This is a genomic window from Amnibacterium sp. (assembly GCF_036559085.1).
In the GTDB taxonomy this organism is placed as follows: domain Bacteria; phylum Actinomycetota; class Actinomycetes; order Actinomycetales; family Microbacteriaceae; genus Amnibacterium.
Genome location: NZ_DATBTU010000075.1, coordinates 140349 through 163955, shown reverse-complemented (window position 1 = coordinate 163955; position 23607 = coordinate 140349). Strand labels below are relative to the sequence as shown.

24 protein-coding genes are annotated in these 23607 nt (G+C 74.5%); 11 read left to right on the top strand and 13 right to left on the bottom strand.

The window, feature by feature from the left end; genetic code table 11:
- The 5 genes from VIG76_RS14430 to pdhA form a co-directional block, all read right to left on the bottom strand.
- Entirely contained in the window at positions 1 to 270 is a 270-nt protein-coding gene (locus tag VIG76_RS14430; protein WP_331955376.1) for a hypothetical protein, read from the bottom strand.
- Positions 271 to 628: 358 nt separating this feature from the next.
- Positions 629 to 1831: an acyl-CoA dehydrogenase family protein gene (locus tag VIG76_RS14425; protein ID WP_331955374.1), complete on the bottom strand. Its 1203-nt coding sequence runs from the start codon at positions 1829 to 1831 to the stop codon at positions 629 to 631.
- A gap of 49 nt (positions 1832 to 1880) precedes the next feature.
- Positions 1881 to 3197: a dihydrolipoamide acetyltransferase family protein gene (locus VIG76_RS14420; RefSeq protein WP_331955372.1), complete on the bottom strand. Its 1317-nt coding sequence runs from the start codon at positions 3195 to 3197 to the stop codon at positions 1881 to 1883.
- Positions 3198 to 3200: 3 nt separating this feature from the next.
- On the bottom strand, positions 3201 to 4202 hold the full coding sequence (locus tag VIG76_RS14415; protein WP_331955370.1) for an alpha-ketoacid dehydrogenase subunit beta: 1002 nt from the start codon (positions 4200 to 4202) through the stop codon (positions 3201 to 3203).
- A complete protein-coding gene (gene pdhA / locus VIG76_RS14410) occupies positions 4199 to 5329 on the bottom strand; it encodes a pyruvate dehydrogenase (acetyl-transferring) E1 component subunit alpha (protein ID WP_414640650.1) in 1131 nt (376 codons plus the stop codon). Before pdhA ends, VIG76_RS14415 begins: the two co-directional genes overlap by 4 nt.
- Before the next feature lie 95 nt (positions 5330 to 5424).
- Between pdhA and VIG76_RS14405 the strand changes: the two genes are divergently transcribed.
- The gene (locus tag VIG76_RS14405) at positions 5425 to 5973 is read left to right on the top strand and encodes an Lrp/AsnC family transcriptional regulator (RefSeq protein WP_331955368.1); all 549 of its coding nucleotides are present in this window, start codon (positions 5425 to 5427) and stop codon (positions 5971 to 5973) included.
- Here the strand turns inward: VIG76_RS14405 and VIG76_RS14400 are convergent.
- Entirely contained in the window at positions 5927 to 6541 is a 615-nt protein-coding gene (locus VIG76_RS14400) for a TetR/AcrR family transcriptional regulator (protein WP_331955366.1), read from the bottom strand. The genes VIG76_RS14405 and VIG76_RS14400 overlap by 47 nt on opposite strands.
- A 63-nt stretch (positions 6542 to 6604) precedes the next feature.
- On the opposite strand from VIG76_RS14400, the gene VIG76_RS14395 reads away from it, so the two are divergent.
- The 4 genes from VIG76_RS14395 to VIG76_RS14380 are packed head-to-tail and all read left to right on the top strand — an operon-like array spanning position 6605 to position 11494.
- Complete coding sequence (locus VIG76_RS14395) at positions 6605 to 8212, top strand: carboxyl transferase domain-containing protein (RefSeq protein ID WP_331955364.1); 1608 nt, start codon at positions 6605 to 6607, stop codon at positions 8210 to 8212.
- Between the two features lie 5 nt (positions 8213 to 8217).
- Positions 8218 to 10221: an ATP-binding protein gene (locus VIG76_RS14390; protein ID WP_331955362.1), complete on the top strand. Its 2004-nt coding sequence runs from the start codon at positions 8218 to 8220 to the stop codon at positions 10219 to 10221.
- Positions 10218 to 10697 carry a MaoC family dehydratase gene (locus VIG76_RS14385; RefSeq protein WP_331955360.1) on the top strand — a complete coding sequence of 160 codons (480 nt, stop codon included), beginning with the start codon at positions 10218 to 10220 and terminating at the stop codon, positions 10695 to 10697. The genes VIG76_RS14390 and VIG76_RS14385 overlap by 4 nt, the downstream gene beginning before the upstream one ends.
- The gene (locus tag VIG76_RS14380; protein WP_331955358.1) at positions 10694 to 11494 is read left to right on the top strand and encodes an HpcH/HpaI aldolase/citrate lyase family protein; all 801 of its coding nucleotides are present in this window, start codon (positions 10694 to 10696) and stop codon (positions 11492 to 11494) included. The genes VIG76_RS14385 and VIG76_RS14380 overlap by 4 nt, the downstream gene beginning before the upstream one ends.
- Positions 11495 to 11794: 300 nt before the next feature.
- On the opposite strand, the gene VIG76_RS14375 is transcribed toward VIG76_RS14380, so the two are convergent.
- Positions 11795 to 12556: an SDR family NAD(P)-dependent oxidoreductase gene (locus VIG76_RS14375; RefSeq protein ID WP_331955384.1), complete on the bottom strand. Its 762-nt coding sequence runs from the start codon at positions 12554 to 12556 to the stop codon at positions 11795 to 11797.
- The gene (locus VIG76_RS14370) at positions 12553 to 13410 is read right to left on the bottom strand and encodes a hypothetical protein (protein WP_331955356.1); all 858 of its coding nucleotides are present in this window, start codon (positions 13408 to 13410) and stop codon (positions 12553 to 12555) included. The genes VIG76_RS14375 and VIG76_RS14370 overlap by 4 nt, the downstream gene beginning before the upstream one ends.
- 331 nt (positions 13411 to 13741) lie before the next feature.
- Between VIG76_RS14370 and VIG76_RS14365 the strand changes: the two genes are divergently transcribed.
- The 5 genes from VIG76_RS14365 to VIG76_RS14345 all read left to right on the top strand — a co-directional run bounded on the left by VIG76_RS14365 (position 13742) and on the right by VIG76_RS14345 (position 18615).
- The gene (locus tag VIG76_RS14365; RefSeq protein ID WP_331955354.1) at positions 13742 to 14089 is read left to right on the top strand and encodes a hypothetical protein; all 348 of its coding nucleotides are present in this window, start codon (positions 13742 to 13744) and stop codon (positions 14087 to 14089) included.
- A 46-nt stretch (positions 14090 to 14135) separates the two neighbouring features.
- On the top strand, positions 14136 to 14987 hold the full coding sequence (locus tag VIG76_RS14360; RefSeq protein WP_331955352.1) for an arginase family protein: 852 nt from the start codon (positions 14136 to 14138) through the stop codon (positions 14985 to 14987).
- Positions 14988 to 15090: 103 nt separating this feature from the next.
- Entirely contained in the window at positions 15091 to 16530 is a 1440-nt protein-coding gene (locus VIG76_RS14355; protein WP_331955350.1) for a dihydrolipoyl dehydrogenase family protein, read from the top strand.
- Complete coding sequence (locus tag VIG76_RS14350) at positions 16527 to 17384, top strand: SDR family NAD(P)-dependent oxidoreductase (protein WP_331955348.1); 858 nt, start codon at positions 16527 to 16529, stop codon at positions 17382 to 17384. Before VIG76_RS14355 ends, VIG76_RS14350 begins: the two co-directional genes overlap by 4 nt.
- Before the next feature lie 55 nt (positions 17385 to 17439).
- Entirely contained in the window at positions 17440 to 18615 is a 1176-nt protein-coding gene (locus tag VIG76_RS14345; protein WP_473964783.1) for an SLC13 family permease, read from the top strand.
- A 93-nt stretch (positions 18616 to 18708) separates the two neighbouring features.
- On the opposite strand, the gene VIG76_RS14340 is transcribed toward VIG76_RS14345, so the two are convergent.
- From VIG76_RS14340 to VIG76_RS14320, 5 genes are read right to left on the bottom strand one after another with little or no spacing between them, the layout of a single operon-like run.
- Positions 18709 to 20136, bottom strand: coding sequence for an amidase (locus VIG76_RS14340; protein WP_331955344.1), 1428 nt, complete (start codon positions 20134 to 20136; stop codon positions 18709 to 18711).
- Positions 20136 to 20714: a GNAT family N-acetyltransferase gene (locus tag VIG76_RS14335; RefSeq protein WP_331955342.1), complete on the bottom strand. Its 579-nt coding sequence runs from the start codon at positions 20712 to 20714 to the stop codon at positions 20136 to 20138. The genes VIG76_RS14340 and VIG76_RS14335 overlap by 1 nt, the downstream gene beginning before the upstream one ends.
- 9 nt (positions 20715 to 20723) lie before the next feature.
- Positions 20724 to 21416 (bottom strand): uracil-DNA glycosylase, encoded by a 693-nt coding sequence (locus VIG76_RS14330; protein ID WP_331955340.1) that lies wholly within the window; start codon positions 21414 to 21416, stop codon positions 20724 to 20726.
- Positions 21413 to 22123, bottom strand: a complete 711-nt coding sequence (locus VIG76_RS14325; RefSeq protein WP_331955338.1) for a Type 1 glutamine amidotransferase-like domain-containing protein — start codon at positions 22121 to 22123, stop codon at positions 21413 to 21415. The genes VIG76_RS14330 and VIG76_RS14325 overlap by 4 nt, the downstream gene beginning before the upstream one ends.
- A complete protein-coding gene (locus VIG76_RS14320) occupies positions 22120 to 22620 on the bottom strand; it encodes a phosphoribosyltransferase (RefSeq protein WP_331955335.1) in 501 nt (166 codons plus the stop codon). Before VIG76_RS14320 ends, VIG76_RS14325 begins: the two co-directional genes overlap by 4 nt.
- A gap of 66 nt (positions 22621 to 22686) precedes the next feature.
- Here VIG76_RS14320 and VIG76_RS14315 point away from each other — a divergent pair, with 66 nt between their 5' ends.
- On the top strand, positions 22687 to 23598 hold the full coding sequence (locus tag VIG76_RS14315; RefSeq protein WP_331955333.1) for a proline iminopeptidase-family hydrolase: 912 nt from the start codon (positions 22687 to 22689) through the stop codon (positions 23596 to 23598).
- Positions 23599 to 23607: the final 9 nt, after the last annotated feature.

Below are 23607 nucleotides of genomic sequence, written 5' to 3'. Positions count from 1 at the left end.
TCAGATGACCGAGATGGGGATCCCCTGCCGCTCGGCGGCGTCGAGGTAGAGGACTCCCGCCACCTCGCTGAAGTGCTGGCCGTCCGCGGTGCTGCCGCTGATCATCCGGTCCGGCGGGCACACGAGAACACTCTCGGGGAGCACGACTCGAACGGCGCCGGTCGCGGCGACCAGCTCCAGCCGGCGGGTGGTGGGGGTGAGCTCGACGGTGATCGGGAGGGATGCGTCGAGGAGCAACGCTGTGGGGGAAAGGCTGCGCGTCTCGTCCATGAGCGAGTGTTGCGCGCAAGAAGCGCACGCCGACACGCGGCGCGCCCAAGAATTATCAGGATCGAAACAGACCGGATCGAACACAGCGAACCGACCGCAAGGCGGTGCGCGAACCGGGGACGCCGGTCCGCTGCACCCTCGTCAGCCGAGCGGCAGGACTCCTGTCACCACCACCCAGGCGAGGGTGCAAGCGGAACCGACCAGCGCGAGAAGGGTGAGGACCACGGTCGCTCGCTCCTTCGTCGCACTCCCCGACCCGGTCACAACCGCAGCGTGCACCTCGATCCGATGAGGAGGCGATGACTGCGGTGCGACCCTGCTGGGGGTCCGGGCCGAGGCTGCTGCACGGTCGCTCCGTTCAGAGCGCCGCGAATCCGAGACCGCGCGCGATGACCCCGAGCTGCACCTCGGAGGTGCCCTCACCGATCTCGAGGATCTTCGAGTCGCGGTAGTGGCGCGCCACGGGGCTCTTGTTGAGGAACCCGTAGCCGCCGAAGATCTGCGTCGCGTCGCGGGCGTTCTCCATCGCCGCCTCGCTGCTGACGAGCTTCGCGATGGAGGCCTCCGTCTTGAACGGCTGCCCACGCACGATCTTGATCGCCGCGTCGTAGTACGCGAGGCGCGCGGTGTGCACGCGGGCCTGCATCCGGGCGAGCTTGAACGCGATGTGCTGGTTGTCGCCGATCACTCGGCCGAACACCCGCCGCTCCCCCGCGTAGCGCACCGCCTCCTCGAGGCAGCCCTGCGCGGCGCCCGTGCAGAGCGCGGCGAACGCGACGCGGCCCTCGTCGAGCGTCTGCAGGAAGTTCACGAAGCCGCGTCCGCGCGCACCGAGGATGTTCTCCTCCGGCACCCGCACGTCGGTGAACGTGAGCGGATGCGTGTCCGACGTGTGCCAGCCGACCTTGTCGTAGGCGGGGTGCGCGACGAAGCCCTCGGTCGGCACCGGCACGAGGATCGCGGTGAGCTCCTTCTTCACCGAGCCGTCCGGCCGGATGCTCTCGCCGGTGACCGCGGTGACGGTGATGAGCCGCGTGATCTCCGAGCCGGAGTTGGTGATGAACTGCTTCGAGCCGTTGATCACCCACTGCCCGTCCTCGAGCACGGCGGTCGTCTGCGTGCCGGCCGCATCCGAACCGGCCTCCGCCTCCGTCAGGCCGAACGCGCCGAGCGCGTGCCCGGAGGCGAGCAGCGGCAGCCACTCGCGCTTCTGCGCCTCGGTGCCGCTGCGCAGGATCGGCATCATGCCGAGCCCGACGCCGGCCTCGAGGGTGACGGCGATGCTCTGGTCGGCGCGGGCGAGCTGCTCGACCGCGAGGCAGAGAGCGAGGTAGTCGCGGCCGCCGCCGCCGTACTCCTCGGGGACGGGCAGGCCGAAGAGGCCCATGTCGCCCATCGTGCGGATGATGTCGTACGGCAGCTCCCGCTTCGTGTCGTACTCGTAGGCGGCAGGCGCGACGACGGCGTCGGCGAAGTCGCGCACCTCGTCGCGGAGGCGCGCATGGAACGCGGGCAGCTCGAAGCCCGCGGGCGTCTCGTCGGTCGGCGTGAGCAGGGTCATCAGCAACTCCTCGTAGGGCGGATGGCGGGGCGGCCGGTCATGGCGCGCCTCACCGGGTGAAGACGGTGGCGGGGTCGGACAGGGTCCGGCCGATGGCGGCGAGGAAGCGGGAACCCTGCTCGCCGTCGAGCACGCGGTGGTCGATCGAGAGCGACAGGGTCGTGACGGAGCGCAGGGCGATGCCGCCCTCGAGCTCCCACGGCCGCTTCGCCACCTGGCCGACGGCGAGGATCGCCGCCTCCCCCGGGTTCAGGAGCGGGGTGCCGGCGTCGACGCCGAAGACGCCGACGTTCGAGATCGTGATCGTGCTGCCGCTGAGATCGGCCGGCGCGGTGCGGCCCGCGCGGGCGGTCTCTGCGAGCTCCGCGATGCGGCGGGCGAGCTCGGCGAGGCTCGACGCCTGCGCGTCGCGGAGCACCGGCACGACGAGGCCACGGGGCGTCGCCGCCGCGATGCCGAGGTGCACGGAGCGGGAGCGGACGATCTCCTCGCCGGCCCAGCGCGCGTTCACCTCCGGGAAGTCCGCCACGGCCAGGCAGAGCGCCTTCGCCACCGCGGTGAGGAAGGTGAGCCGCGTCTCGCGGAACTCGCGCGTGGCCCTCAGTCGCTCGAGCAGCTCCATCGTCGCGGTGACGTCGACGGTGAGGAACATCGTCACGTGCGGCGCGGTGAACGCGCTCGCGACCATCGCCTCGGCCGTGCGGCGGCGCACGCCGGTGACCGGGATCCGCTCGACGTCGGATGCATCCGCGGTCCGTTGGACAGGCGCGGCGGGTGCCGTCGCGGACGCAGCAGCGGCGAGCTCGACGTCGTGACGGGTCACGAGACCGCGCTCACCGGTGCCGACGACCTCGGCGAGGTGCACGCCGAGCTGCTCGGCGAGGCGCCGGACCGGCGGGGTGGCGCGGACGCGCTCCTCGCGGGGTCGTTCCGCGACCACCGGAGCGACCGGCGGCTCGGGGACGGGCGCAGGCGCGGTCCGGGCGGGCGGAGCCTGCATCGGCGTGGGCGCGGTGGCGACGGCCGCGGCGCCACGGCGGGCCCGGCGCGCCGGCCGGCCGCTCGCATCCGGCGCCGCGCCGTAGCCGACGAGGTTCGGCTGCGGCGCATCCGACTCGTCATCCGTGCCTTCGACGCGGAACGCGATGATCGGCTCGCCGACGTTCACGGTCGTGCCGTTGCCGACGTAGAGCCGCTCGACGACGCCGGCGTGCGGCGACGGCAGCTCGACCATGGCCTTCGCGGTCTCGACCTCCGCGATCACCTGGTGCAGAGTGACCTCCTCGCCCTCGGCGACCCGCCACTGCACGAGCTCGGACTCGGTGAGGCCCTCACCGAGATCGGGCAGCCGGAACTCCCGGATCACGGCTCAGTCCTCCTCGGCCAGGCTCGACGGGCGGCCGAGCGCGGCGTCGACGCCGTCCAGCATCCGGTCGAGGTCGGGAAGATGGTGCCGCTCGAGCTTCGAGGGCGGGAACGGGATGTCGAACCCGGTCACCCGCACCGGCGCGTGCTCGAGGAAGTAGAAGCAGCGCTCGGTGATGCCGGCGGCGAGCTCCGCGCCGAGGCCGACCGACTCCGGGGCCTCGTGCGCGATGACGACTCGGCCGGTGCGCCGCACGGAGGTCGCGAGGGCGACCCAGTCGATCGGCGAGAGCGAGCGCAGGTCGATCACCTCGAGCGAGACGCCCTCGTCCGCGGCGGCGTCGGCCGCCGCGAGCGCCACCTGCACGAGGCCGCCGAACGTCACGAGCGTCGCGTCGGTGCCCTCGCGGAGCACCCGGGCGGTGCCCATCGCCGCGGGGCGGCTGCGCGCCGTGTCCACCTCGGCCTTCATGTGGTATCGGCGCTTCGGCTCGAAGAACAGCACCGGGTCGTCGCACGCGATCGCGTCCTGGAGCAGGTCGTAGGCGTCCTGCGGGTTCGAGACGCTCACGACGCGGAGGCCCGGGGTGTGCGCGAAGTAGGCCTCGGGCGAGTCGGAGTGGTGCTCCGCCGAGCCGATGCCGCCGCCGACGGGCACGCGGATGGTGATGGGCATCTTCACGGCGCCGTTCGTGCGCGAGTGCATCCGCGCCACCTGGCTGACGATCTGGTCGAACGCGGGGTAGATGAAGCCGTCGAACTGGATCTCGCAGACCGGCCGGTAGCCGCGGTAGGCGAGGCCGACCGCGGTGCCGAGGATGCCGGACTCCGCGAGCGGCGTGTCCATCACGCGGCGCGGGCCGAACTCGCGCTGCAGGCCGTCGGTGATCCGGTAGACCCCACCGAGGGCGCCGATGTCCTCGCCCATGACGAGCACCTTCGGGTCGGCGGTGAGGGCGGCGCGCAGCCCGGCGTTCAGGGCGCCGCCCATCGTCATCGCGCTCATCGGGCGTCCTCGAAGGAGTCGAGGTAGGCCGCGAAGCGGGTCCGCTGACGGTCGATGTCGCTGTGCGGCTCGGCGTAGACGTGCTCGAAGAGCGACATCGGGTCCGGGTCGGGCATGCCGATGCAGGCGTCCCGCATCGCCTTGGCCACCTGGTCGGCGTGCGCCTGGGTCTCGGCGCGGCGCTCGTCGGTGAGCACGCCGCGGGAGACGAGGTGCTTCTCGACCCGGTCGATCGGGTCCATGCGGCGCCAGGCCTCGAGCTCGGCGGGCTCGCGGTAGCGCGTGGGGTCGTCCGCCGTGGTGTGCGGCCCCATCCGGTAGGTGACGGCCTCGATGAACGAGGGACCGCCACCGGCACGAGCGCGGGCGAGCGCTGCCCGGGTGACCGCCATGACGGCGAGCACATCGTTGCCGTCGACGGCGACCGAGGGCACGCCGAAGCCGGCGGCGCGGCCGGCGAGGCTCGATCCGCTCTGCAGCGTGACGGGCTCGGAGATGGCCCAGTGGTTGTTCTGGCAGAAGAAGACGACGGGCGCCTTGTAGGTGGCGGCGAAGACGAGGGCCTCGCTCGCGTCGCCCTCGCTCGTCGCCCCGTCGCCGAAGTAGGCGATCGCGGCGGCGTCGGAGCCGTCGTACTGCAGCCCGAGCGCGTAGCCGGTGGCGTGCAGGGTCTGCGCGGCGATGATCACCTGGGGCGTCGCCATCCCGACCGAGTACGGGTCCCAGCCGGACGCGGTCACGCCGCGCCAGACGGGCATCAGCTGCGCGGGCGTCACGCCGCGGCAGTAGGCGACGCCGTTCTCGCGGTAGCTGGTGAACGCGAAGTCGTCGGACCGGAGCGCGCGGGCGGAACCGATCTGCGCGGCCTCCTGGCCGAGCAGCGGCGGCCAGAGCGCCAGCTCGCCCTGCCGCTGCAGGTTGGTGGCCTCGGTGTCGATGCGCCGCACGACGACCATGTCGTCGTGGAGGGCGAGCAGTGCCTCGTCGTCGACGTCGGCGACCTGGCAGCCGTACTCCGGCTCGTCGGTCCGCTCGCCGGACGGGGTGAGGATGCGGACGGCGCCGCGAAGGGCCGGATCCGAGTCGGGCGTGCCTGAGGCACGCGGAGCCGCGACCGTGTTGGACAAGAGCCACCGCCTTTGGTGCTTTGCTGCTCGGCGACAGTGCCGAATGCCTGCGGACGGTACGCCTCATTGCTCAAGAGTTGCAATGAGTTCCAATCGTGTCGCGCACTCTGCTCAATCGGAGCCTCGACGAGTGGCACTCGGCGCTGCTACGGTTCCGCACTGTGCGCGACCTCGACACCGTCGACCTGAAGCTCCTGCTCGCCCTCGCCGGCAACCCCAGGGCGACGACCGTCGCGCTCGCCGATTCGCTGGGCCTGAGTCGCAACACGGTGCAGGCGCGGATGACCGCGCTGACCCGCGCCGGCACCTTCCTCGACTACGACCGGTGCATCGATCCGGGCGCCGCCGGGTACCCGCTCGTCGCATTCACGACCCTGCATGTGAAGCAGCAGATGCTGAAGCCGATCGTCGAGGCGCTCACCCGCATCCCCGAGATCGTGCAGGCGCACGGCCTCTCCGGATCCGCGGATCTGCTCGTTCGGATCGTCTGCACCTCGGCCGAGGACCTGTTCCGGGTCAACGCGGCGATGCTCGCCGTGCCCGGGGTCGAGCGCGCGGAGACGGCGATGGGGATCAGCGAGGTGATCCCGTACCGGATCACGCCGCTGCTGGAGTCCCGGCTGGAGGACGAGGCCGCCCGCTGAGCGCTGCGAGCGCCATCCCGCCGAGCAGCCCGACCGGGTCGCCCATCGCCTCGAGGCCCGGCGTCGTCGGAGTCGCGTTCAGCAGCCCGAAGACCGCGTGCAGCCGCACCACCGCCTCGTCCCGGGCGAGGCCCGGCTGCGCGGCGACGAGCACGTCCGCCCAGGCCTCGACGTAGCGGCGCTGCAGCGAGCGGACCCGCCGGCTCGGCTCCTCGCCGAGGTGCACGAGCTCGCGGTCCTGCACGCGGATGACGTCCCGCTCCGCGATCGCGAAGTCGGCGTGGAAGGCGACGAGGTCGGCGAGCGTCGAGGCCGGATCCCGGCCGGCTTCGATCGTGGCGGTCGCGCCGCGGAGCAGCCGCTCGCTGGCGGAGACGAGCAGCTCGGCGAGCACGTCCTCCTTGCCGCGGAAGTGTCGGTAGAGGGCGGGCCCGGACACGCCGGCCGCCGCCCCGAGGTCCTCGATGGAGACGCCCGCGTAGCCGCGCGCCGCGAAGAGCTCCGCGGCCGCGTCGAGGTAGCGCTGGCGGCGGTCCGCCTTCGCCGTCGCGCGCCAGGTGCTCGCCATGCTCCGGGATGCTACTCTCAGTTAGCGGTCACTAACTCGATTCGATCGCACACAGGAGTGCCGATGCAGCCACTCGGAACGGCCGTCACGACGGGCGACGCCGCCGCGGAGACGAACGCCGCGCGCCAGCGCGCGCTCGTCGTCGAGCTGCGCGAACGGCTCGCCGTCGCCGCCCTCGGCGGACCCGCATCCTCCCGCGAGCGCCACACGGCCCGCGGCAAGCTGCTCGTCCGCGACCGCATCGATCGGCTGCTCGACCGCGGCAGCCCGTTCCTCGAGGTCGGGGCGCTCGCGGCCACCGGCATGTACGACGACGAGTGCCCGTCCGCCGGCATCGTCACCGGCATCGGCCGCGTGGCCGGGCGGCTCTGCATGGTGATCGCGAACGACGCGACCGTGAAGGGCGGCTCCTACTTCCCGATGACGGTGAAGAAGCACCTGCGCGCACAGGAGATCGCCGCCGAGAACCGGCTGCCCTGCATCGCGCTCGTCGACTCCGGCGGCGCGTTCCTGCCGATGCAGGACGAGGTGTTCCCCGATCGGGACCACTTCGGGCGGATCTTCTACAACCAGGCGAACCTCTCGGCCGCCGGCGTGCCGCAGCTCGCGGCCGTGCTCGGGTCGAGCACGGCGGGCGGCGCCTACGTGCCGGCGATGAGCGACGAGACGGTGATCGTCGCCGACCAGGGCACGATCTTCCTCGGCGGGCCGCCGCTCGTGAAGGCCGCGACCGGCGAGGTCGTCTCCTCCGAGGACCTCGGCGGCGGTGCGGTGCACGCCCGCGTCTCCGGGGTCGTCGACCACCTCGTCGCCGATGACGCGGCAGCGCTCGAGCGGATCCGCGACCTCGTCGCGACACTGCCGCCTGCTCCCCCGGTCGCCTGGGAGCGCCGCGAATCAGAGGCGCCCGCCGTCTCCCCCGACGACCTCTACGCCGCACTGCCCGCGGACGCCGGCACGCCGCTCGATCCGCGCGAGGTGATCGCGCGCCTCGTGGACGGCAGCCGGTTCACCGAGTTCAAGGCCGAGTACGGCACGACGCTCGTCACGGGGTTCGCCCACATCCACGGGCATCCGGTCGGCATCGTCGCGAACCACGGCGTGCTGTTCAGCGAGTCGGCGCTGAAGGGCGCGCACTTCGTGGAGCTCTGCGACCAGCGCGGCATCCCGCTGCTGTTCCTGCAGAACATCACCGGCTTCATGGTCGGCCGCGAGTACGAGGCGGGCGGGATCGCGAAGCACGGCGCGAAGATGGTGACTGCCGTCGCGACCGCGCGGGTGCCGAAGCTCACCGTCGTGATCGGCGGCTCGTTCGGCGCCGGCAACTACTCGATGAGCGGCCGCGCCTACTCGCCGCGCTTCCTCTGGATGTGGCCGGGCGCCCGGATCTCGGTGATGGGCGGCCCGCAGGCCGCATCCGTGCTCGCCACCCTGCGCCGCGACCAGGTCGAGGCGGCGGGCGGCACCTTCGGGCCGGAGGAGGAGGCCGCGTTCACGGCGCCGATCCTCGAGCGCTACGACAGCCAGGGCTCGCCCTACTACTCGACCGCCCGGCTCTGGGACGACGGCGTGATCGACCCGGTCGACACGCGCGACGTGGTCGGGCTCGCGCTCGACACCTGCGCCACCGTCCCCCTGCCCGACCGGGCCTCGCCCGTCTTCCGGATGTGAGCGCCATGTTCTCCACCGTGCTCGTCGCGAACCGGGGCGAGATCGCCTGCCGGGTGATCCGCACGCTGCAGCGGCTCGGCATCCGCTCGGTCGCCGTCTACAGCGACGCGGATGCGGGTGCCCCGCACGTCGCGATGGCCGACGTCGCCGTGCGGATCGGGCCGGCGGCCGCGGCGGACAGCTACCTGAACATCGCGGCCGTCGTGGCGGCCGCGAAGGCCACCGGGGCCGAGGCCGTGCATCCGGGGTACGGATTCCTGTCGGAGAACGCCGCGTTCGCGGCGGCCTGCGCGGACGCCGGCATCGTGTTCGTCGGGCCGCCGGTCGAGGCGATCGCGGTGATGGGCGACAAGATCCGCGCTCGCGACCAGGTGACCGCGCGCGGCGTGCCCGTGGTGCCGGGGCTCGCGCGGCCGGGCCTCACGGACGAGGACCTGCTCGCGGCGATCCCGGAGATCGGGCTGCCCGCGCTGCTGAAGCCGTCCGCCGGCGGCGGCGGCAAGGGCATGCACGTCGTGACCGACCTGTCGGACGCGCCGGCCGCGATCGCCGCGGCACGGCGCGAGGCGGCGGGGGCGTTCGGCGACGACACCCTCTTCGTCGAGCGGTACGTGGCCACGCCGCGGCACATCGAGGTGCAGGTGCTCGCCGACGAGCACGGGGCCGTCGTCGCGCTGGGCGAGCGGGAGTGCAGCCTGCAGCGCCGCCACCAGAAGGTCGTCGAGGAGGCCCCGTCGGCGCTGCTCGACGCGGCGACCCGGGAGCGGATCTGCGCCTCCGCCTGCGAGACCGCGCGGAGCGTGGGCTACACGGGCGCCGGGACGGTCGAGTTCATCGTGTCGGCGGATGCGCCGGACGAGTTCTTCTTCCTCGAGATGAACACGCGCCTGCAGGTCGAGCATCCGGTCACCGAGCTCGTCACCGGCGTCGACCTCGTGGAGCAGCAGCTGCGGGTCGCGGCCGGCGAGCGGCTCGAGCTCGGCGAGATCCGGCTGACCGGTCACGCGGTGGAGGCGCGCCTCTACGCCGAGGACCCCGCCGCGGGGTTCCTGCCGACGGGCGGCCGCGTGCTCGGCGTGACGCTGCCGGAGGGCGAGGGCGTGCGGGTGGACGGGGCGCTCGTCGCCGGCCTCGAGGTCACCTCGGATTACGACCCGATGCTGGCGAAGGTGATCGCCTGGGCGCCCGATCGGACAGAGGCGATCGCCCGGCTGCGCCGCGCGCTCGGCGAGACCGTGGTGCAGGGCGTCGGCACGAACGTCGCGTTCCTCACCGCGCTGCTCGACGACCCGGACGTCCGCGCCGGGCGCCTCGACACGGGCCTGATCGAGCGGCGCCTCGACGCGCTCGTCGGCACGGGCGCGCTGCCCGACGCCGCGGTGCTCGCCGCGCTGACGACCTTCGCGGCCGAGCGGGCCGCGAACGCATCCGACGGGCCGTGGGGCCGGCTCGCGGGGTGGCGCATCGGGGCGCCGGCGCCCGCGCGCTACGCGTTCCGGCCGGTCGACGGCGGTGCGGCCGAGGTGGTGCTCGTGACGGGGTCGCCGGATGCGGCAGTCGTGCGGAGCGCGGACGGGGCCGAGCGCGCGGCGAGCGTGGTCCTCGGCGACGGGACCGCCCGCATCCGGCTCGACGGCGTGCAGCGGAGCGTGGCGTGGCTGCGCGACGGGGACGCGCTGCACCTCGCCGCCGACGGACGCACGGCGGTGCTCACCGAGCGGGTGGCGGCCGGGGCCGGCCGCGCGGCGGGCGCCCTGGATCCCGAGCTGCGGTCGCCGATGCCGGGGACCGTCGTCGCGGTGCCGGCGGAGGACGGGGCGACGGTCGCCGAGGGCGATCCGGTGATCGTGGTCGAGGCGATGAAGATGGAGTACGCGCTGCGGGCGACGACCGCCGGGCGCGTGTCGCTCGCCGCGCGCGTCGGCGACAAGGTGGCCCGGGGCCAGGTGCTCGCGGTGATCGAGGCGCCGGAGGACGAGACCGGCGACGAGCAGGAGGCGGCGGGATGACCGAGCGGATCGTGCAGCAGCGGGGCCTCTACTACGAGGAGCTCGAGGAGGGTGTGCGCTACGTGCATGCCCCGTCGCGCACCGTGACCGAGGCCGACAACGTGCTCTTCACCACGCTGACCGGCAACACCCAGTCGCTGCACCTCGACGCGGAGTGGGCCGCCGGCACGGAGTTCGGCGAGCGGCTCGTGAACAGCATGTTCACGCTCTCGACCCTGGTCGGGCTGTCGGTCGCGCAGCTCACGCAGGGCACGATCGTGGCGAACCTGGGGTTCCGCGACATCCGCTTCCCGGCGCCGGTCCGCGCCGGCGACACGCTCACGGCGTCCACGCGTGTCGTCGAGAAGCGGCTGTCGCAGTCGCGGCCGACGCAGGGGCTCGTCGTGTTCGAGCACACGGCCGTGAACCAGCGGGGCGAGACCGTGGCCGTCGCGGTCCGCACCGCGCTGATGCAGCGCATGCCGGAGACGGCATGAACGCCGCGCTGGGGCCCGCGCTGCTGTTCTGCCCCGCCGACCGGCCCGACCGGTACGAGAAGGCGCTCGCGGCGGCCGACACGGTGATCCTCGACCTCGAGGACGCCGTCGCGCCCGACCGCAAGGACGAGGCGCGGGCCGCGCTCGCCGCATCCGCGCTGCCGCCGGAGCGCACGGTCGTGCGCGTGAACCCCGTGGCGGCCGGGATGCTGGAGGCGGACCTCGCGGCGGTCGAGGCCGCCGGGTACCGCCTCCTGATGCTCGCCAAGGCGGACTCGGCGACGGACCTCGCCGCGCTCGCCGGCTACGACGTCATCGCGCTCTGCGAGACGCCCGCCGGGGTGCTCGCGGCGCCGCAGCTCGCCGCGGCGCCGAACGTGATCGGGCTGATGTGGGGCGCCGAGGACCTCGTCGCGGCGCTCGGCGGCCGATCGAGCCGCGGGGCGGGCGGCCGCTACCGCGACGTCGGCCGGGCCGCCCGGGCCGCGGTGCTGCTCGCCGCCGGGGCGGCGGGTAAGGCCGCGTTCGACGCGGTGCACCTCGACTTCCGGGACGACACCGGCCTCGCGGCCGAGGCGGAGGACGCCGCGGCGAGCGGGTTCGCCGGGACCGTGTGCATCCATCCGCGGCAGGTGCCGATCGTGCGCGCCGCGTTCCGGCCGGCCGACGAGGAGGTCGCCTGGGCGCGGCGCATCGTGGAAGCCGCAGCAGCGGGCGGCGTGGTCGCGGTCGACGGGCGGATGGTGGACGAGCCGCTGCTGCGGCAGGCGCGGCAGGTGCTCGCCGCCGCGAGCTGAACCCTCTCCGCCGGCCGACCCGTCAGGCCGCGGGGCGCTCCTCGGACCAGTGGCCGGACGCGGGCAGCAACGGCACGTGCTGGGCCGCTGCGTGCGCCGCCCACCATGCGTCCATCGGATGACCGTCCATGCCCTGGTGTTCGGAGCGGCGGACCGCGGCGAGTGCCCGGACCCGCCTCATCCGCCCCGTCCCTCCCTCCTCCTCAGCCCTACCGCCGTACGAACTCGCTCGGGCGGCCCGAAACGGGCGATCTCGTCCTGCTGGGCGTGCTCGCGGGGTGGCCGGAGGGGCGGCGCGGGTCAGCGGAGGTAGGAGGCGCCGTTCACGTCGAGCACGGCGCCGCTGACCCAGGACGGGGCCTCGAGCGCGAGCCAGGCGACGGTCGCCGCCACCTCGTCGGGCGTCGCGACGCGGCCGAACGGGCTCTGCGCCCGGACCGCGTCCCCGGCGGGGCCGTCGAGCACCTCCCGGGCCATGTCGGTCTCGACGAAGCCGGGTGCGATCGCGGTCGCCACGACGCCGTGCGGCGCCAGCGCGAGCGCGAGCGACTGGGTCATCGCGTGCAGGGCCGCCTTCGTCGCGGCGTAGGCGGCGGTGACGGGCTCGCCGCGGTAGGCGCCCCGGGAGCCGACGGCGACCATCCGCCCGCCGGCCGGACCCTCGGGTCGTTCCAGCAGGTGGTCGAGGTGCAACCAGGCGAGGTCGGCGGGCCCGAGCAGGTTGACGTCGACGTGGCGGCGCCACGCGGCCCGCCAGGTGGCGAGGTCGACCCCGTCGATCGGATGCGCCTCGAAGACGCCCGCGTTGTTGACGAGCACGTCGAGTCCGCTGAGCCCCTCGATCGCGGCCGCGACGACGTGCTCCGCGGCGGCCGGGTCGGTGAGGTCGCCGACGACGGCCACATGTCCGGTGCCCGGGAGGGCCGCGGCGACCGCCTCCGCTGCGGCCCGGTCGCGGCCCGCGTGCACGGCCACCACCGCGCCGCGCTCGGCCAGCGCGCCGGCGATCGCGGCGCCGATGCCCCGGCTGCCTCCGGTGACGAGGCAGCGCGTGGCGCTCAGGGTCGGGGCTGCCGCGGGGTGCGCGGCGTGCGGGGCCGGACCGCCGGGATCGGCTCCGTGTGGTCCGACTCGGCGAGCGGGGCGAAGAGCCGGTCGATCGCGGACTCGCGGTCGTCGTCCTCATCCACCTGCGGCTCCGGCGCGGGCCGCGTGCGACCGGCCGGCGTGCGGGCGGGCGGTGCCTGCTCGGGCGCGGGCTGCGCAGGCGCCTGCACCGTCCGCGCGGCGGGCTCGGCGGGAGCTGCGGCGCGCGGCGGGACCGGATCGATCCACGGCGACTCGGCCCGCGGCGGCTCGGCCCGCGGCGGCTCGGCGCGCGGCGGCTCGGCGCGCGGCGGATCCGGCAGGATCGGCTCGGGGCGGGTGGGCTCCGAGTGGAAGCGCGAACGGATTCCGGCGAGCACCGAGCTGTTGGCGTGCGCCTCCGACCGGGCATCGCGGGGCTGCGGACCGGGCGCGGTCGACCGGGCGGGCGGGCGCTCCTCGACGACGGGTCCGGGCACGCTGGAAGCAGCCACGGGAGGCTGCGGCGCGGCGGCCTGCTGGGCCGGACGCTCCTGGGCCGCGGGCTGGTAGGCGGGACGATCCTGGGGGCGATCCTGCGGCCTCGACGAGCCCGTCCGCTCGGGCGCCGGGCGCGGCTCGGGGCGCGTGCGCCGCTCGATCGGCCGGAACGGCCACCAGTAGGTGCGCGGATCCGCCCCGTTCTGCTCGGCCCAGGTGGACACAGCGACGGTGGCGACGAGCAGGAAGCGCACGAGCACGACCGCGATCGCGATGAGCGCGATCAGCACGACGGCGACCACGAGCAGCCAGGCAGCGGTCAGGAGGCTGGTGAGCACGAGCGGTCCCATATCGGTCCCCTTCCGGTCGGCGAGAGGCACACGCCGCCCCCGGCATCGTGCCATGCCCGCCATGGGGCGCGCCCGGCGGGTCCCGCATCCGGGTCATCGCGCGACTCGGACCACGCGACGCCAGGCCCGGCGCGAGCTGCGACCAGGTGTGGAGGAGCGCCGGATGAGGAGCAGCGCTGCAGAGGTCGCAGTTCGGGCCGCTCTGCCACGCCCGAAGCGGCACGAGCTGCGACCTCGAGCGGCGCAGCGCTCCTCGAGCACGCGTTGTCCGCCGTCGGCGAACCGCGAGTGGGAGCCACGCCGCGGTCCCAGCGGGATGCCAGCATGCGCCATGGCCGCCTCCTCCGCTTCCGCCGTCACGGCCGGCAGTCCCACGCCGGTCGACGCCACCTGCCTCCGCTGCCGCACGGAGGGCCTCTTCCACGTGGTGCTGTTCCGGATGCACGACACCGGACCGCGTCGCGTCGGCGAGACGACCTTCTGCGTCTGCGAGACCCGGCAGCCGAAGCGCCCCACCATCACGACCGGCGAGCCCCGGCACACCGGTGCGACCTGCGACCGCTGCGAGGGGGACCAGGTGTACGAGGTGCCGTTCTACGCGGTCACCGACGCCGGTGTGACCCCGCACACGACGCGGACCGTCTGCCGCGACTGCGACACCCGGCCCGTCGCCGGCTGACGCGGGGCGGTCCGGCCGCACCGCCCCACCGGGATACGCTGCGGCGATGGCCGCCACCTTCCTCGTCGTGCCCGAATGGCAGGGGTCGGCGTCCAGCCGGTCCATGCGGCTGATCGACGGGGCCGAGGCGATCCGCGGCGACCTGCCCTCATCCGCGACCCGCGTCGTCGAGATCCCGCTCGGCGCCGGCGACGCGGTCGGCAGCGGCGTGCACCGGTACTCGAGCCTCGCCGTCGTGCGCGAGCGGCTCGCCGAGGCGCTGGGGCAGGTCCCCGTGTCCGACGTGCCGATCGTGATCGGCGGCGACTGCGGCGTGGAGCTCGCCGCCGTCGAGCACGCGATGGCGTCCGCCGCGAGCCGGAAGGCGCGCCTCGGCGTGCTCTGGTTCGACGCGCACCCGGATCTCAACACCCCGGCCACGAGCCCGTCCGCCGCGTTCTCCGGCATGGTGCTGCGCGCCCTGCTCGGCGACGGCGCGCCCGGCCTCGTCGCCGCCCCGCCGCTCGATCCCGCATCCGTCGTGCTCGCCGGCACCCGTGCCCTCGACGACGGCGAGGCGGAGTACCTGGAGGAGTCGCCGATCGTGCGGATCGACGCGGATGCGGTCGGCGCGGGGCTCGCGTCGGTGCTCGACCCGCTCGGCTTCGACGAGGTCTACCTGCACGTCGACCTCGACGTGCTCGACCCCGCCGAGTTCGACGGCGTGCCAGACCCGCAGCCGTTCGGCGTCGCGACGGCGGACCTCACCGCCGCGATCGGCGCCGCGCTGACCGGGCGCAGGCTCGCGGGCGCCGCGATCACCATGTTCGCCCCCGCCTCGCCCGACGCCGCGACGGGCGGCCTCGCGCCGATCCTGCGCATCCTCTCCGCGCTCACGGCCGCCACCCGCACGCGCTGATCGGTGCGCGCCCCCGCGCGCTGACCACCGCGCCGGAGGGACGGAGGCCCGGGCTAGCCTTCGAGATGCGCGACCCCCGTCGGGGTCGCATGAAGGAGCGGGCATGGCGGATCACACCTACGACCTCGTCGTGATCGGCGCGGGGCCGGTCGGCGAGAACGTCGCGGACTACGCCCACCGCGGCGGGCTCTCGGTGGTGATCGTCGAGAACGAGCTCGTCGGCGGCGAGTGCTCCTACTGGGCCTGCATCCCGTCGAAGGCCCTGCTCCGGCCCGGCGCCGCGCTCCGCGCCGCCCAGCACGTGCGCGGCGCGGCCGAGACCGTCACCGGCACCCTCTCCCCCGCCGACGTCTTCGGCCGGCGCGACTCGGTCGTCGGCGACTACGACGACGGCGGCCAGGTCGAGTGGCTGCGCTCGGCCGGCATCGACCTCATCCGCGGGCGCGCGCAGCTCAGCGGCGTGAAGCAGGTGCGGATCACGGCGCTCGACGGCACCGTCGTCGAGGTCGAGGCGACCCACGCGGTCGCCGTCTGCACCGGCTCGGACCCGCTGATCCCGCCGATCGACGGGCTGGCCGACGCGAAGCCCTGGACCTCGCGTGACGCGACCGGCGCGACCGAGGCGCCGGAATCGCTCGTGGTGGTCGGCGGTGGCGTGGTCGCCTGCGAGATGGCGACGGTCTACGCGAGCCTCGGCACGGCCGTGACGATGCTCGTGCGCGGCAGCGGGCTGCTCGCCGGGCAGGAGCCGTTCGCGGGTGAGCTCGTCGCGGATGCGCTGCAGGGCCTCGGCGTCGACGTCCGGCTCGGCGCCCTGACGACGGCCGTGCATCGCACCGGCGACGGCGGCGTCGAGGTGACCCTCGGCGACGGCGCCGTCGTGGCCGCCGCGGAGATCCTCGCGGCCACCGGCCGCGCCCCGCGCACGAAGGACTTCGGCCTCGCCTCCGTCGGGCTGACCGACGGCGACTGGCTGCCCACCGACGACACCCTGATCGTCACCGCCGAGACCAACGCCGCGGTGCCATGGCTGTACGCCGTCGGCGACGTCAACCACCGCGCCCTGCTCACGCACCAGGGCAAGTACCAGGCACGTGCGGCGGGTCGGGTCATCGCGGCTCGGGCCAGCGGCGACCCGCTGCTCACGGACCCGTGGGGGCGCCATGTGGCGACGGCGGACCACGGCGCGGTGCCGCAGGTGACGTTCACGGATCCGGAGGTCGCATCCGTGGGACTCACCGAGGCGGCCGCGCGGAAGGCCGGACGGTCCATCCGCACAGTGGAGTACGACCTCGCAGGCGTCTCGGGGGCTACCGTCTTCTCGGACGACTACGTCGGGCGAGCGAAGCTGGTGCTCGACGACGACCGCGACGTGGTGATCGGAGCGACCTTCGTGGGAGCGGATGTGGGCGAGCTGCTGCAGTCGGCGACGGTGGCGGTCGTGGGTGAGGTACCGATCCAGCGGCTCTGGCACGCGGTGCCGTCCTATCCGACGCTCAGCGAGATCTGGCTGCGCCTGCTCGAGACGGACGGCCGCGCATGAGCGTCACGCTGCCGGCCCCGGGCCGCATGGAGGGCCGCACGGTCGTGATCACGGGCGCGAGCTCGGGCATCGGCCGCGCGGCGGCGATCGAGCTCGCCGCGCTCGGCGCCGACGTCGTCGTGGTGGGCCGCAACCCGGAGCGCACCCGCGCCGTCGCGGAGCAGATCGGCGGCCGCGCCTACCTCGCGGACTTCGAGCGGCTCGACGACGTGCGCCGACTCGCCGACGAGCTCAACCGCGACCTGCCCGCCATCCACGTGCTCGCGAACAACGCCGGCGGCATCGGCCCGAAGACCGAGACGGTCGACGGCTTCGGCTCGATGTTCCAGCGGAACCACCTCGCCGGCTTCCTGCTGACGAACCTGCTGCTGCCGAGGATCGTCGCGACCGCGGCGGATGCGCCGCCGGCGAGCGTGCGGATCATCCAGACGGCGAGTGCAGCGGCGGCCTCCGGCCGCATCCGCTTCGACGACCTCGACACGAAGAAGGGCCCCTGGCTCGCCGGCTGGCGCGCCTACGGAGCGAGCAAGCTCGAGAACGTCGTCTTCACGCGCGAGCTCGCGCGGCGCCTCGCCGGCACCGGCGTGACCGCGTACGCCTTCCATCCGGGCTTCGTGGCGAGCGGCTTCGGCAACCGCGGCGCGCTCGTGAGCTTCGGGCAGCGGTTCGCGCTCTCGTCCGAGCAGGGCGCAGAGCCGCTCGTGCGGCTCGCCGCCGCCCCCGACGTGCCGGCACCGTCGGGCAACTACTTCGACCGCTTGAAGGCGCCCGGCCGGCTGCCGAAGCAGGCGGACGACGCGGGCGTCGCGAAGGCGCTGTGGTCCGTGAGCGAGGTCCGCGCGGGACTGCGCTAGCGCGAGCACCTCGGCAGGCCGCCGGCGCTCGGTTCCCACGGGCGGCGACCGATAGATTCGGCCCGTGGTGCTGGCCGTGCTCGGAGGCGGCCTGCTCCTGGTCGGCGCGGTGGCGGTCGTCGTCGGCGTGCTGCCCCCGGCGGATGCGCTCGCGCTCGGCGAGCGGATCGCGCCCGTACTCGGCTTCGTCGTCGCGATCACCGTCGTCGCCGCGCTCGCGACGCGCGCCGGGGTGTTCGACCGCATCGCCGACGGGGCGGCGCGCGCCGGGCGGGGACGCGGCATCCTGCTCTGGCTGCTCGTCGTCGTGGTGGCGGTGGTCGCCACGATCTTCCTGTCGCTCGACACCACAGCGGTGCTGCTGACCCCGATCGTCGTGACGCTCGCCCGCCGCGTGGGCCTGCCTGCGCTGCCGTTCGCGATGGCGACCGTGTGGCTCGCGAACACCGGCTCTCTGCTGCTGCCGGTGTCGAACCTCACCAACCTGCTCGCCGCGGCCGGTCCGGGTCTCGGCGCCGGCGGCTACGTCGTGCGGGCGGCCCTGCCGGCGCTCGTCGCGATCGTGGTGCCCGTCGTGATCCTCGCGATCGTGTACCGGCGCGACCTCCGCCGCTCCTACGTGGTGCCCGAGCCCGCACCGGTCGGGGATCCGGTGCTGTTCCGCATCGCCGCGATCGTGCTCGTGCTGCTCGTCCCCTCGCTCGCCCTCGGCGATCCGCTGCTCGGCATCGCGGTCTGGATGCCGGCCACCGTCGCGGCCGTGGTGCTCGCCGTCGCGTTCGCCGTCCGGCGCACGAAGGGCTTCACGCTCACGCTGCTGCCGGTGTCGCTCGTCGTGTTCGTCTGCGGCCTCTTCCTCGTCGTCACCGCCGCAGGGCGGCTGGGGCTCACCGAGCTGCTCGCCGCGGTGGCGGGCACGGGGAACGGCCCGCTCGACCTCCTCCGGCTCGCCGGCACGGGCACGGTCGCCGCGAACGTCGCCGACAACCTGCCCGCCTACCTCGCGCTCGAGCCGGTGGCGAAGTCCCCGGAACGACTGCTCGCGCTGCTCGTCGCCGTGAACGCGGGGCCGCTGATCACGCCGTGGGCGTCGCTCGCGACGCTGCTCTGGCATCGAGGCCTGACCTCGATGGACATGCGGGTGTCCTGGCTGCGGTTCGCGGGTCTCGGCCTGATCGCCGCGCCGATCACCGTGACCCTCGCGACGCTGGCGATCTCCCTCACGTCCTGAGGGGCGTGCGCACCCGGTGGGTTGCCACTTCTCGCCCTCGAACGGGCGTTTCAAGGGCCAGAAGTGGCAACCCACCAAGGGATCAGGCGCCGGTCACCAGACCGGCGGATGGCGGCGCGGCCAGCCGAAGCGCCGCTCGAGCTGCCGGGCGAGCGCGAGGATCGTCGCCTCCCCGCCCGGGCGGCCGATCAGCTGCACGCCCGCCGGCCATCCGGTGTCGGCGGCGCCGACGGGCAGCACGATCGCGGGCAGGCCGGCGATGTTGACGAACGACGAGTACGGCGCCGCCTGCACCTGGCGAGCGAAGACGACGTCGGGGTCGGGATCCTCGGTGAACCAGCCGAGCGGCATCGGCGGGAGGGCGAGCGCGGGCGTGAGCACCGCGTCGAAGCCGTCGAACGCGGCGACGGCACGCCGCTCGAACGCGGCGGCGGCGGACAAGGCCCACAGCAGCCGCTCGGCCGGCAGCGCCCGCCCGCGCTCGACCATCGCGGCGGTGTAGGACTCGAGCAGCGCGAGCTCCGCCTCGCCGTGCGCCGGGATGCCGGCGGCGGACGCCGCCCACAGCACGCCGAAGAACTCGGGGTACCGCTCCCCCGGCAGCCGCACCGGCTCGAGGCCGTGGCCGAGCTCGTCGAGCGCCGCGATGGTGCGGCCCACCGCGGCGACGGATGCGGGGTCCACGGCGATGTCGACCGCCTCGTCCCAGACCGAACCCTCGAGCACGCCGACCTGGAAGCGGCCCTCGCCGCGCACCGCGGCGCCGAGGAACGGCCCCTCCCCCGGCGGCACGAGCGCGAACGGCGGCCGGCGCGGCACCCCGTCGGGCGCGCCGAGCGCGTCCAGCACCATCGCGACGTCCGCGACGCTCCGGCCGATCGGCCCGGCGGTCACCATGCCGGCGAGCGACTCCCGGCCGCCCTGCGCGGGCACGCGCCCCCGCGAGGGCTTCAGCCCGACCACGCCGCAGGTGGCGGCCGGGATCCGCACGGAGCCGCCGCCGTCGGAGCCGACCGCGACCGGCACCAGCCCGGCCGCGACCGCCGCGGCCGCGCCGCCGCTCGACCCGCCGGCGCCCGTCGACGGGCCCCAGGGGTTCCGCGCCGGCGGGCGTCCGGCCGGCTCGGTGTACCCGGTCAGGCCGAACTCGGGCGCCGTCGTCGCGCCGACCGAGACGGCGCCGGCGGCGTCGATCGCCGTGATGATGCGGTCGGATGCGGCCGCCGGCCGGTCCGCGAACAGCCGCGATCCGCTCCCCGAGACGGTGCCCGCTCGGCGCGCGAGCTCCTTCTCGGCGACCGGCACGCCCCAGAGCGGCGCGGGCCCCGGCCCTTCGGCATCGAGCCGCGCCGCCGTGGACCGCGCCCGCTCCGCATCCACCCGGGCGAAGGCGCCGAGGTCGCCGTCCAGCCGTGCGATGCGCGCGAGCGCGTGCTCGACGACCTCGAGCACCGTCGCGTCGCGGCGCTGGATCCAGTCCCACTGCTCCTGCGCGGAGAGGTGGTGGAGCTCGAAGGCCACTACTTGATCGACCGCTGCAGCAGCACGGTGCCGATCCACCGGTCGAACTTGAAGCCGACCCGCCCCATCCGCCCGACCTCCTTGAAGCCGAGCGACTCGTGCAGCCGCAGCGACGACTCGGCGCCCTTGTCGGCGATGACGGCGAGCAGCTCCTTGAGGCCCGCCTCGCGGCCCGCGTCGATGAGCGCGGTGAGCAGCGCCTTGCCGAGGCCCTTGCCGGTCGCCGCCGGCGACAGGTAGATGGAGCTCTCGGCCGTGTGCCGGTACGCGCGCTTCTGCCGCCACGGCGTGCAGAGCGCGTAGCCGATCACCTGCCCGGACGGCGAGACGGCGACGAGGAACGGCAGCTTCAGCCGGGTGAGGTAGGCGAACTTCGAGCGCCACTCACGCAGCGACATGGTGTCCTCGTCGAAGGTGACCATGCTGTTCGTGACGTAGTGGTTGTAGAGCTGCCGAACGTCGGGGAGGTCGCGCGCGGTCGCCGGCCGGATCGAGTACGCGAACTCGGGCTCCGGCGGCGGCAGGCGTCGGAGGTGGAACGGCTTGACCCGCCGCGCCTCGTACTCCTCCTCCAGCACGGCGCGAGCCTAATCCGGGAGGCGCCAGTCGATGCCGCGCGCGCCCTGCTGCTCCAGCAGCGCGTTCGTGCGGCTGAAGGGCCGCGACCCGAAGAAGCCCGTGCGCGCCGACAGCGGGCTCGGATGCGCGGACTCGACCCGCGCGACGTGCGGGAGCAGGTCCGCCCCGAGCGCCTGCGCCCGCTTGCCCCAGAGGATCGCGACGAGCGGCCCGCCGCGCTCGGCGAGCGCCGCGAGCGCCCGGCCGGTCACCGCCTCCCAGCCCCGGCCGTGGTGTGATCCGGCGGCGCCGGCGCGCACGGTGAGGTCGCGGTTCAGCAGCAGCACCCCGCGGTCCGCCCACGCGGTGAGGTCGCCGTGGGCCGCGGGCGGCAGCCCGAGGTCGTCCTGGCGCTCCCGGTAGATGTTCACGAGGCTGCGCGGCAGCGGCCGCACGTGCCGCTCGACGGCGAACGCGAGGCCGATCGGATGCCCGGGGGTCGGATACGGGTCCTGCCCGACCACGACGACCCGCACGGCGTCGAGCGGCAGCGTGAACGCGCGCAGCACGAGCCCGGGGGCGGGCAGCACGTCGTGCCCCGCCGCGACGTCCGCGGCAGCGAAGGCCTCCGCGGCCAGCAGCGCCGGCTCGGCCGGCTCGAGGGCCGCCGCCCAGCCGGCATCGATCGTGCCAGCGGCGGCGAGGTCTGCGAGTCGGCTCATCCGGCCGGCTCCCGCCGCACCGCGACCGCGCCGTCGCCCGAGGACACCCACCAGACGTTGCCGGCGCCCGCGATCGTCGCCGCGTCGCCGAGCACGAGGGCGGTGTCCTCGTCGATCGCCGCGCCCTCGGGCACGACGCCGCCGCCGACCGCGGTGATCAGGCGCGCGAGCGTGCCCCACTGCGCGGCGTGCACGTCGATCGTGAGGGCGGCGAGGCCGAGCCCGTCCCGCACGAGCAGCTCGTCGCGGTCCTCGCCGAAGTCCGGATCGAGGACCGGGACGCCGTGGTGCCGCCAGCCGCCGAGCAGGGCGTGCCGGGCCGCGATCGCGGAACCCGCGGAGAAGCCCGCGTACGGCCGGCCGGCCGCGACGAGCGCGCGGATGCGGTCCGCGAGCGGCAGCACCGCGTCGAGGTAGGCCGGGGTGAGGCCGCCGCCGACGAGCACGCCGTCGGCCTCGTCGAGCACGGCGGGATCGAGGCTGCCGCCGTGCCGGGCGGTCGCGACGCGGGCCTCGATCGGGCCGGCGAGCGTCACGGCCTCGATCAGCTTCGCGGCGTGGTCGTCCTCGTCGCCGTCGCGCACCGAGAGCACCGCGATGCGCGGGACCTCGCGGCCGCCCGCGGCCCGCGCGTCCTCGACGAAGCCGCGCCAGGGCTCCGCCCGCCCGCCCCAGCCGCCCCCGACGAGGTGGAGGCGTCCGGTCATCCGGCCGCGCCGCCGGTGACGGGCGGCTCGGCCGACCACGGGAAGACGATCCAGCGGTCGGTGTCCTTCCAGGACCAGTCGGGCACGAAGACGGTCTGCGGCTTCGTGTAGAAGCAGGCGGTGCGCACCTCAGCGCCCATCCGCTCGATGATCTCGACGGCGAGCTTCAGGGTCAGGCCCGACTGCGAGACGTCGTCGGCGAGCAGCACGCGGCGGCCCGCCAGCGAGTCCCCGTCGAGGTGCGGCGGCAGCAGCAGCGGCTCGGGCAAGGTCTCATCGACCCCGGTGTAGAGCTCGACGTTGATCGATCCGCAGCTCTTCACGCCGAGCGCGTAGGCGAGCGCCCCGCCGACGAGGAGGCCGCCGCGGGCGATCGCGACGACGATCTCGGGCTCGAAGCCGTCGTCGTGGATGCGGGTGGCGAGCTCGCGGGCGGCGCCGCCCACGTCCTCCCACCGCAGGATCTCGCGGGGCGGGGCGGCCTGATCGGTGCTCATCCCCGGAAGCGTATCGCCGGGTGCGGGAGGACCAGAATGAGCGACGACGGCGGAAGGAGCCAGAGCGTGGATGTGACGGAGATCGAGGTGCCCTTCCGGGACTGGACCACGTGGGTCAGGATCACCGAGCCCCAGGAGCCCGTGCCCGGTGCGCTGCCGGTCGTGCTGCTGCACGGCGGCCCCGGCATGGCGCACGACTACATCCGGAACCTCGCCGCGCTGTCGAAGACGGGCCGCCGGGTCATCCACTACGACCAGCTCGGCTGCGGCCGCAGCACCCACCTGCCCGACGCACCGAAGGAGTTCTGGACGCCGGAGCTGTTCGTCGAGGAGTTCGACAACCTCGTCGCGCACCTCGGGCTCGAGCGGTACCACGTGGCCGGCCAGTCCTGGGGCGGGATGCTCGGCTCGGAGATCGCGGTGCGGCGGCCCGCCGGGCTCGCCTCGCTCGGCATCCTCAACTCCCCCGCCTCGATGGAGCTCTGGGTCGCCGGCGCGAACCGGCTCCGCGAGGACCTGCCGCCCGAGACGCGCGAGGCGCTCGAGCGGCACGAGGCGGACGGTTCGATCGAGGACCCGGAGTACCTCGCCGCCGTCGACGTCTACTACCGGCGGCACGTCTGCCGGATGGATCCGTACCCCGCGGACCTCGTCGCCTCCACCGCGCAGATGGAGGCCGAGCCGACCGTGTACCACACGATGAACGGCGTGAACGAGTTCTTCGTCACCGGCACGATGGCCGGCTGGAGCATCATCGACCGGCTGCCGCAGATCGCCGTGCCGACGCTCGTGCTCGCCGGCGAGTTCGACGAGGCGACGCCCGAGGTCTGGCAGCCGTTCGTCGACCTGATCCCGGACGTGCGCACGCACGTCGAGCCGGATGCGAGCCACTGCTCGCACCTCGAGCACCCGCAGGCGATCCTCGAGGTGCTCGCCGCCTTCCTCGCCGAGCACGACCGAGCCGTGACGCGGGCGTGACGAGCCGTT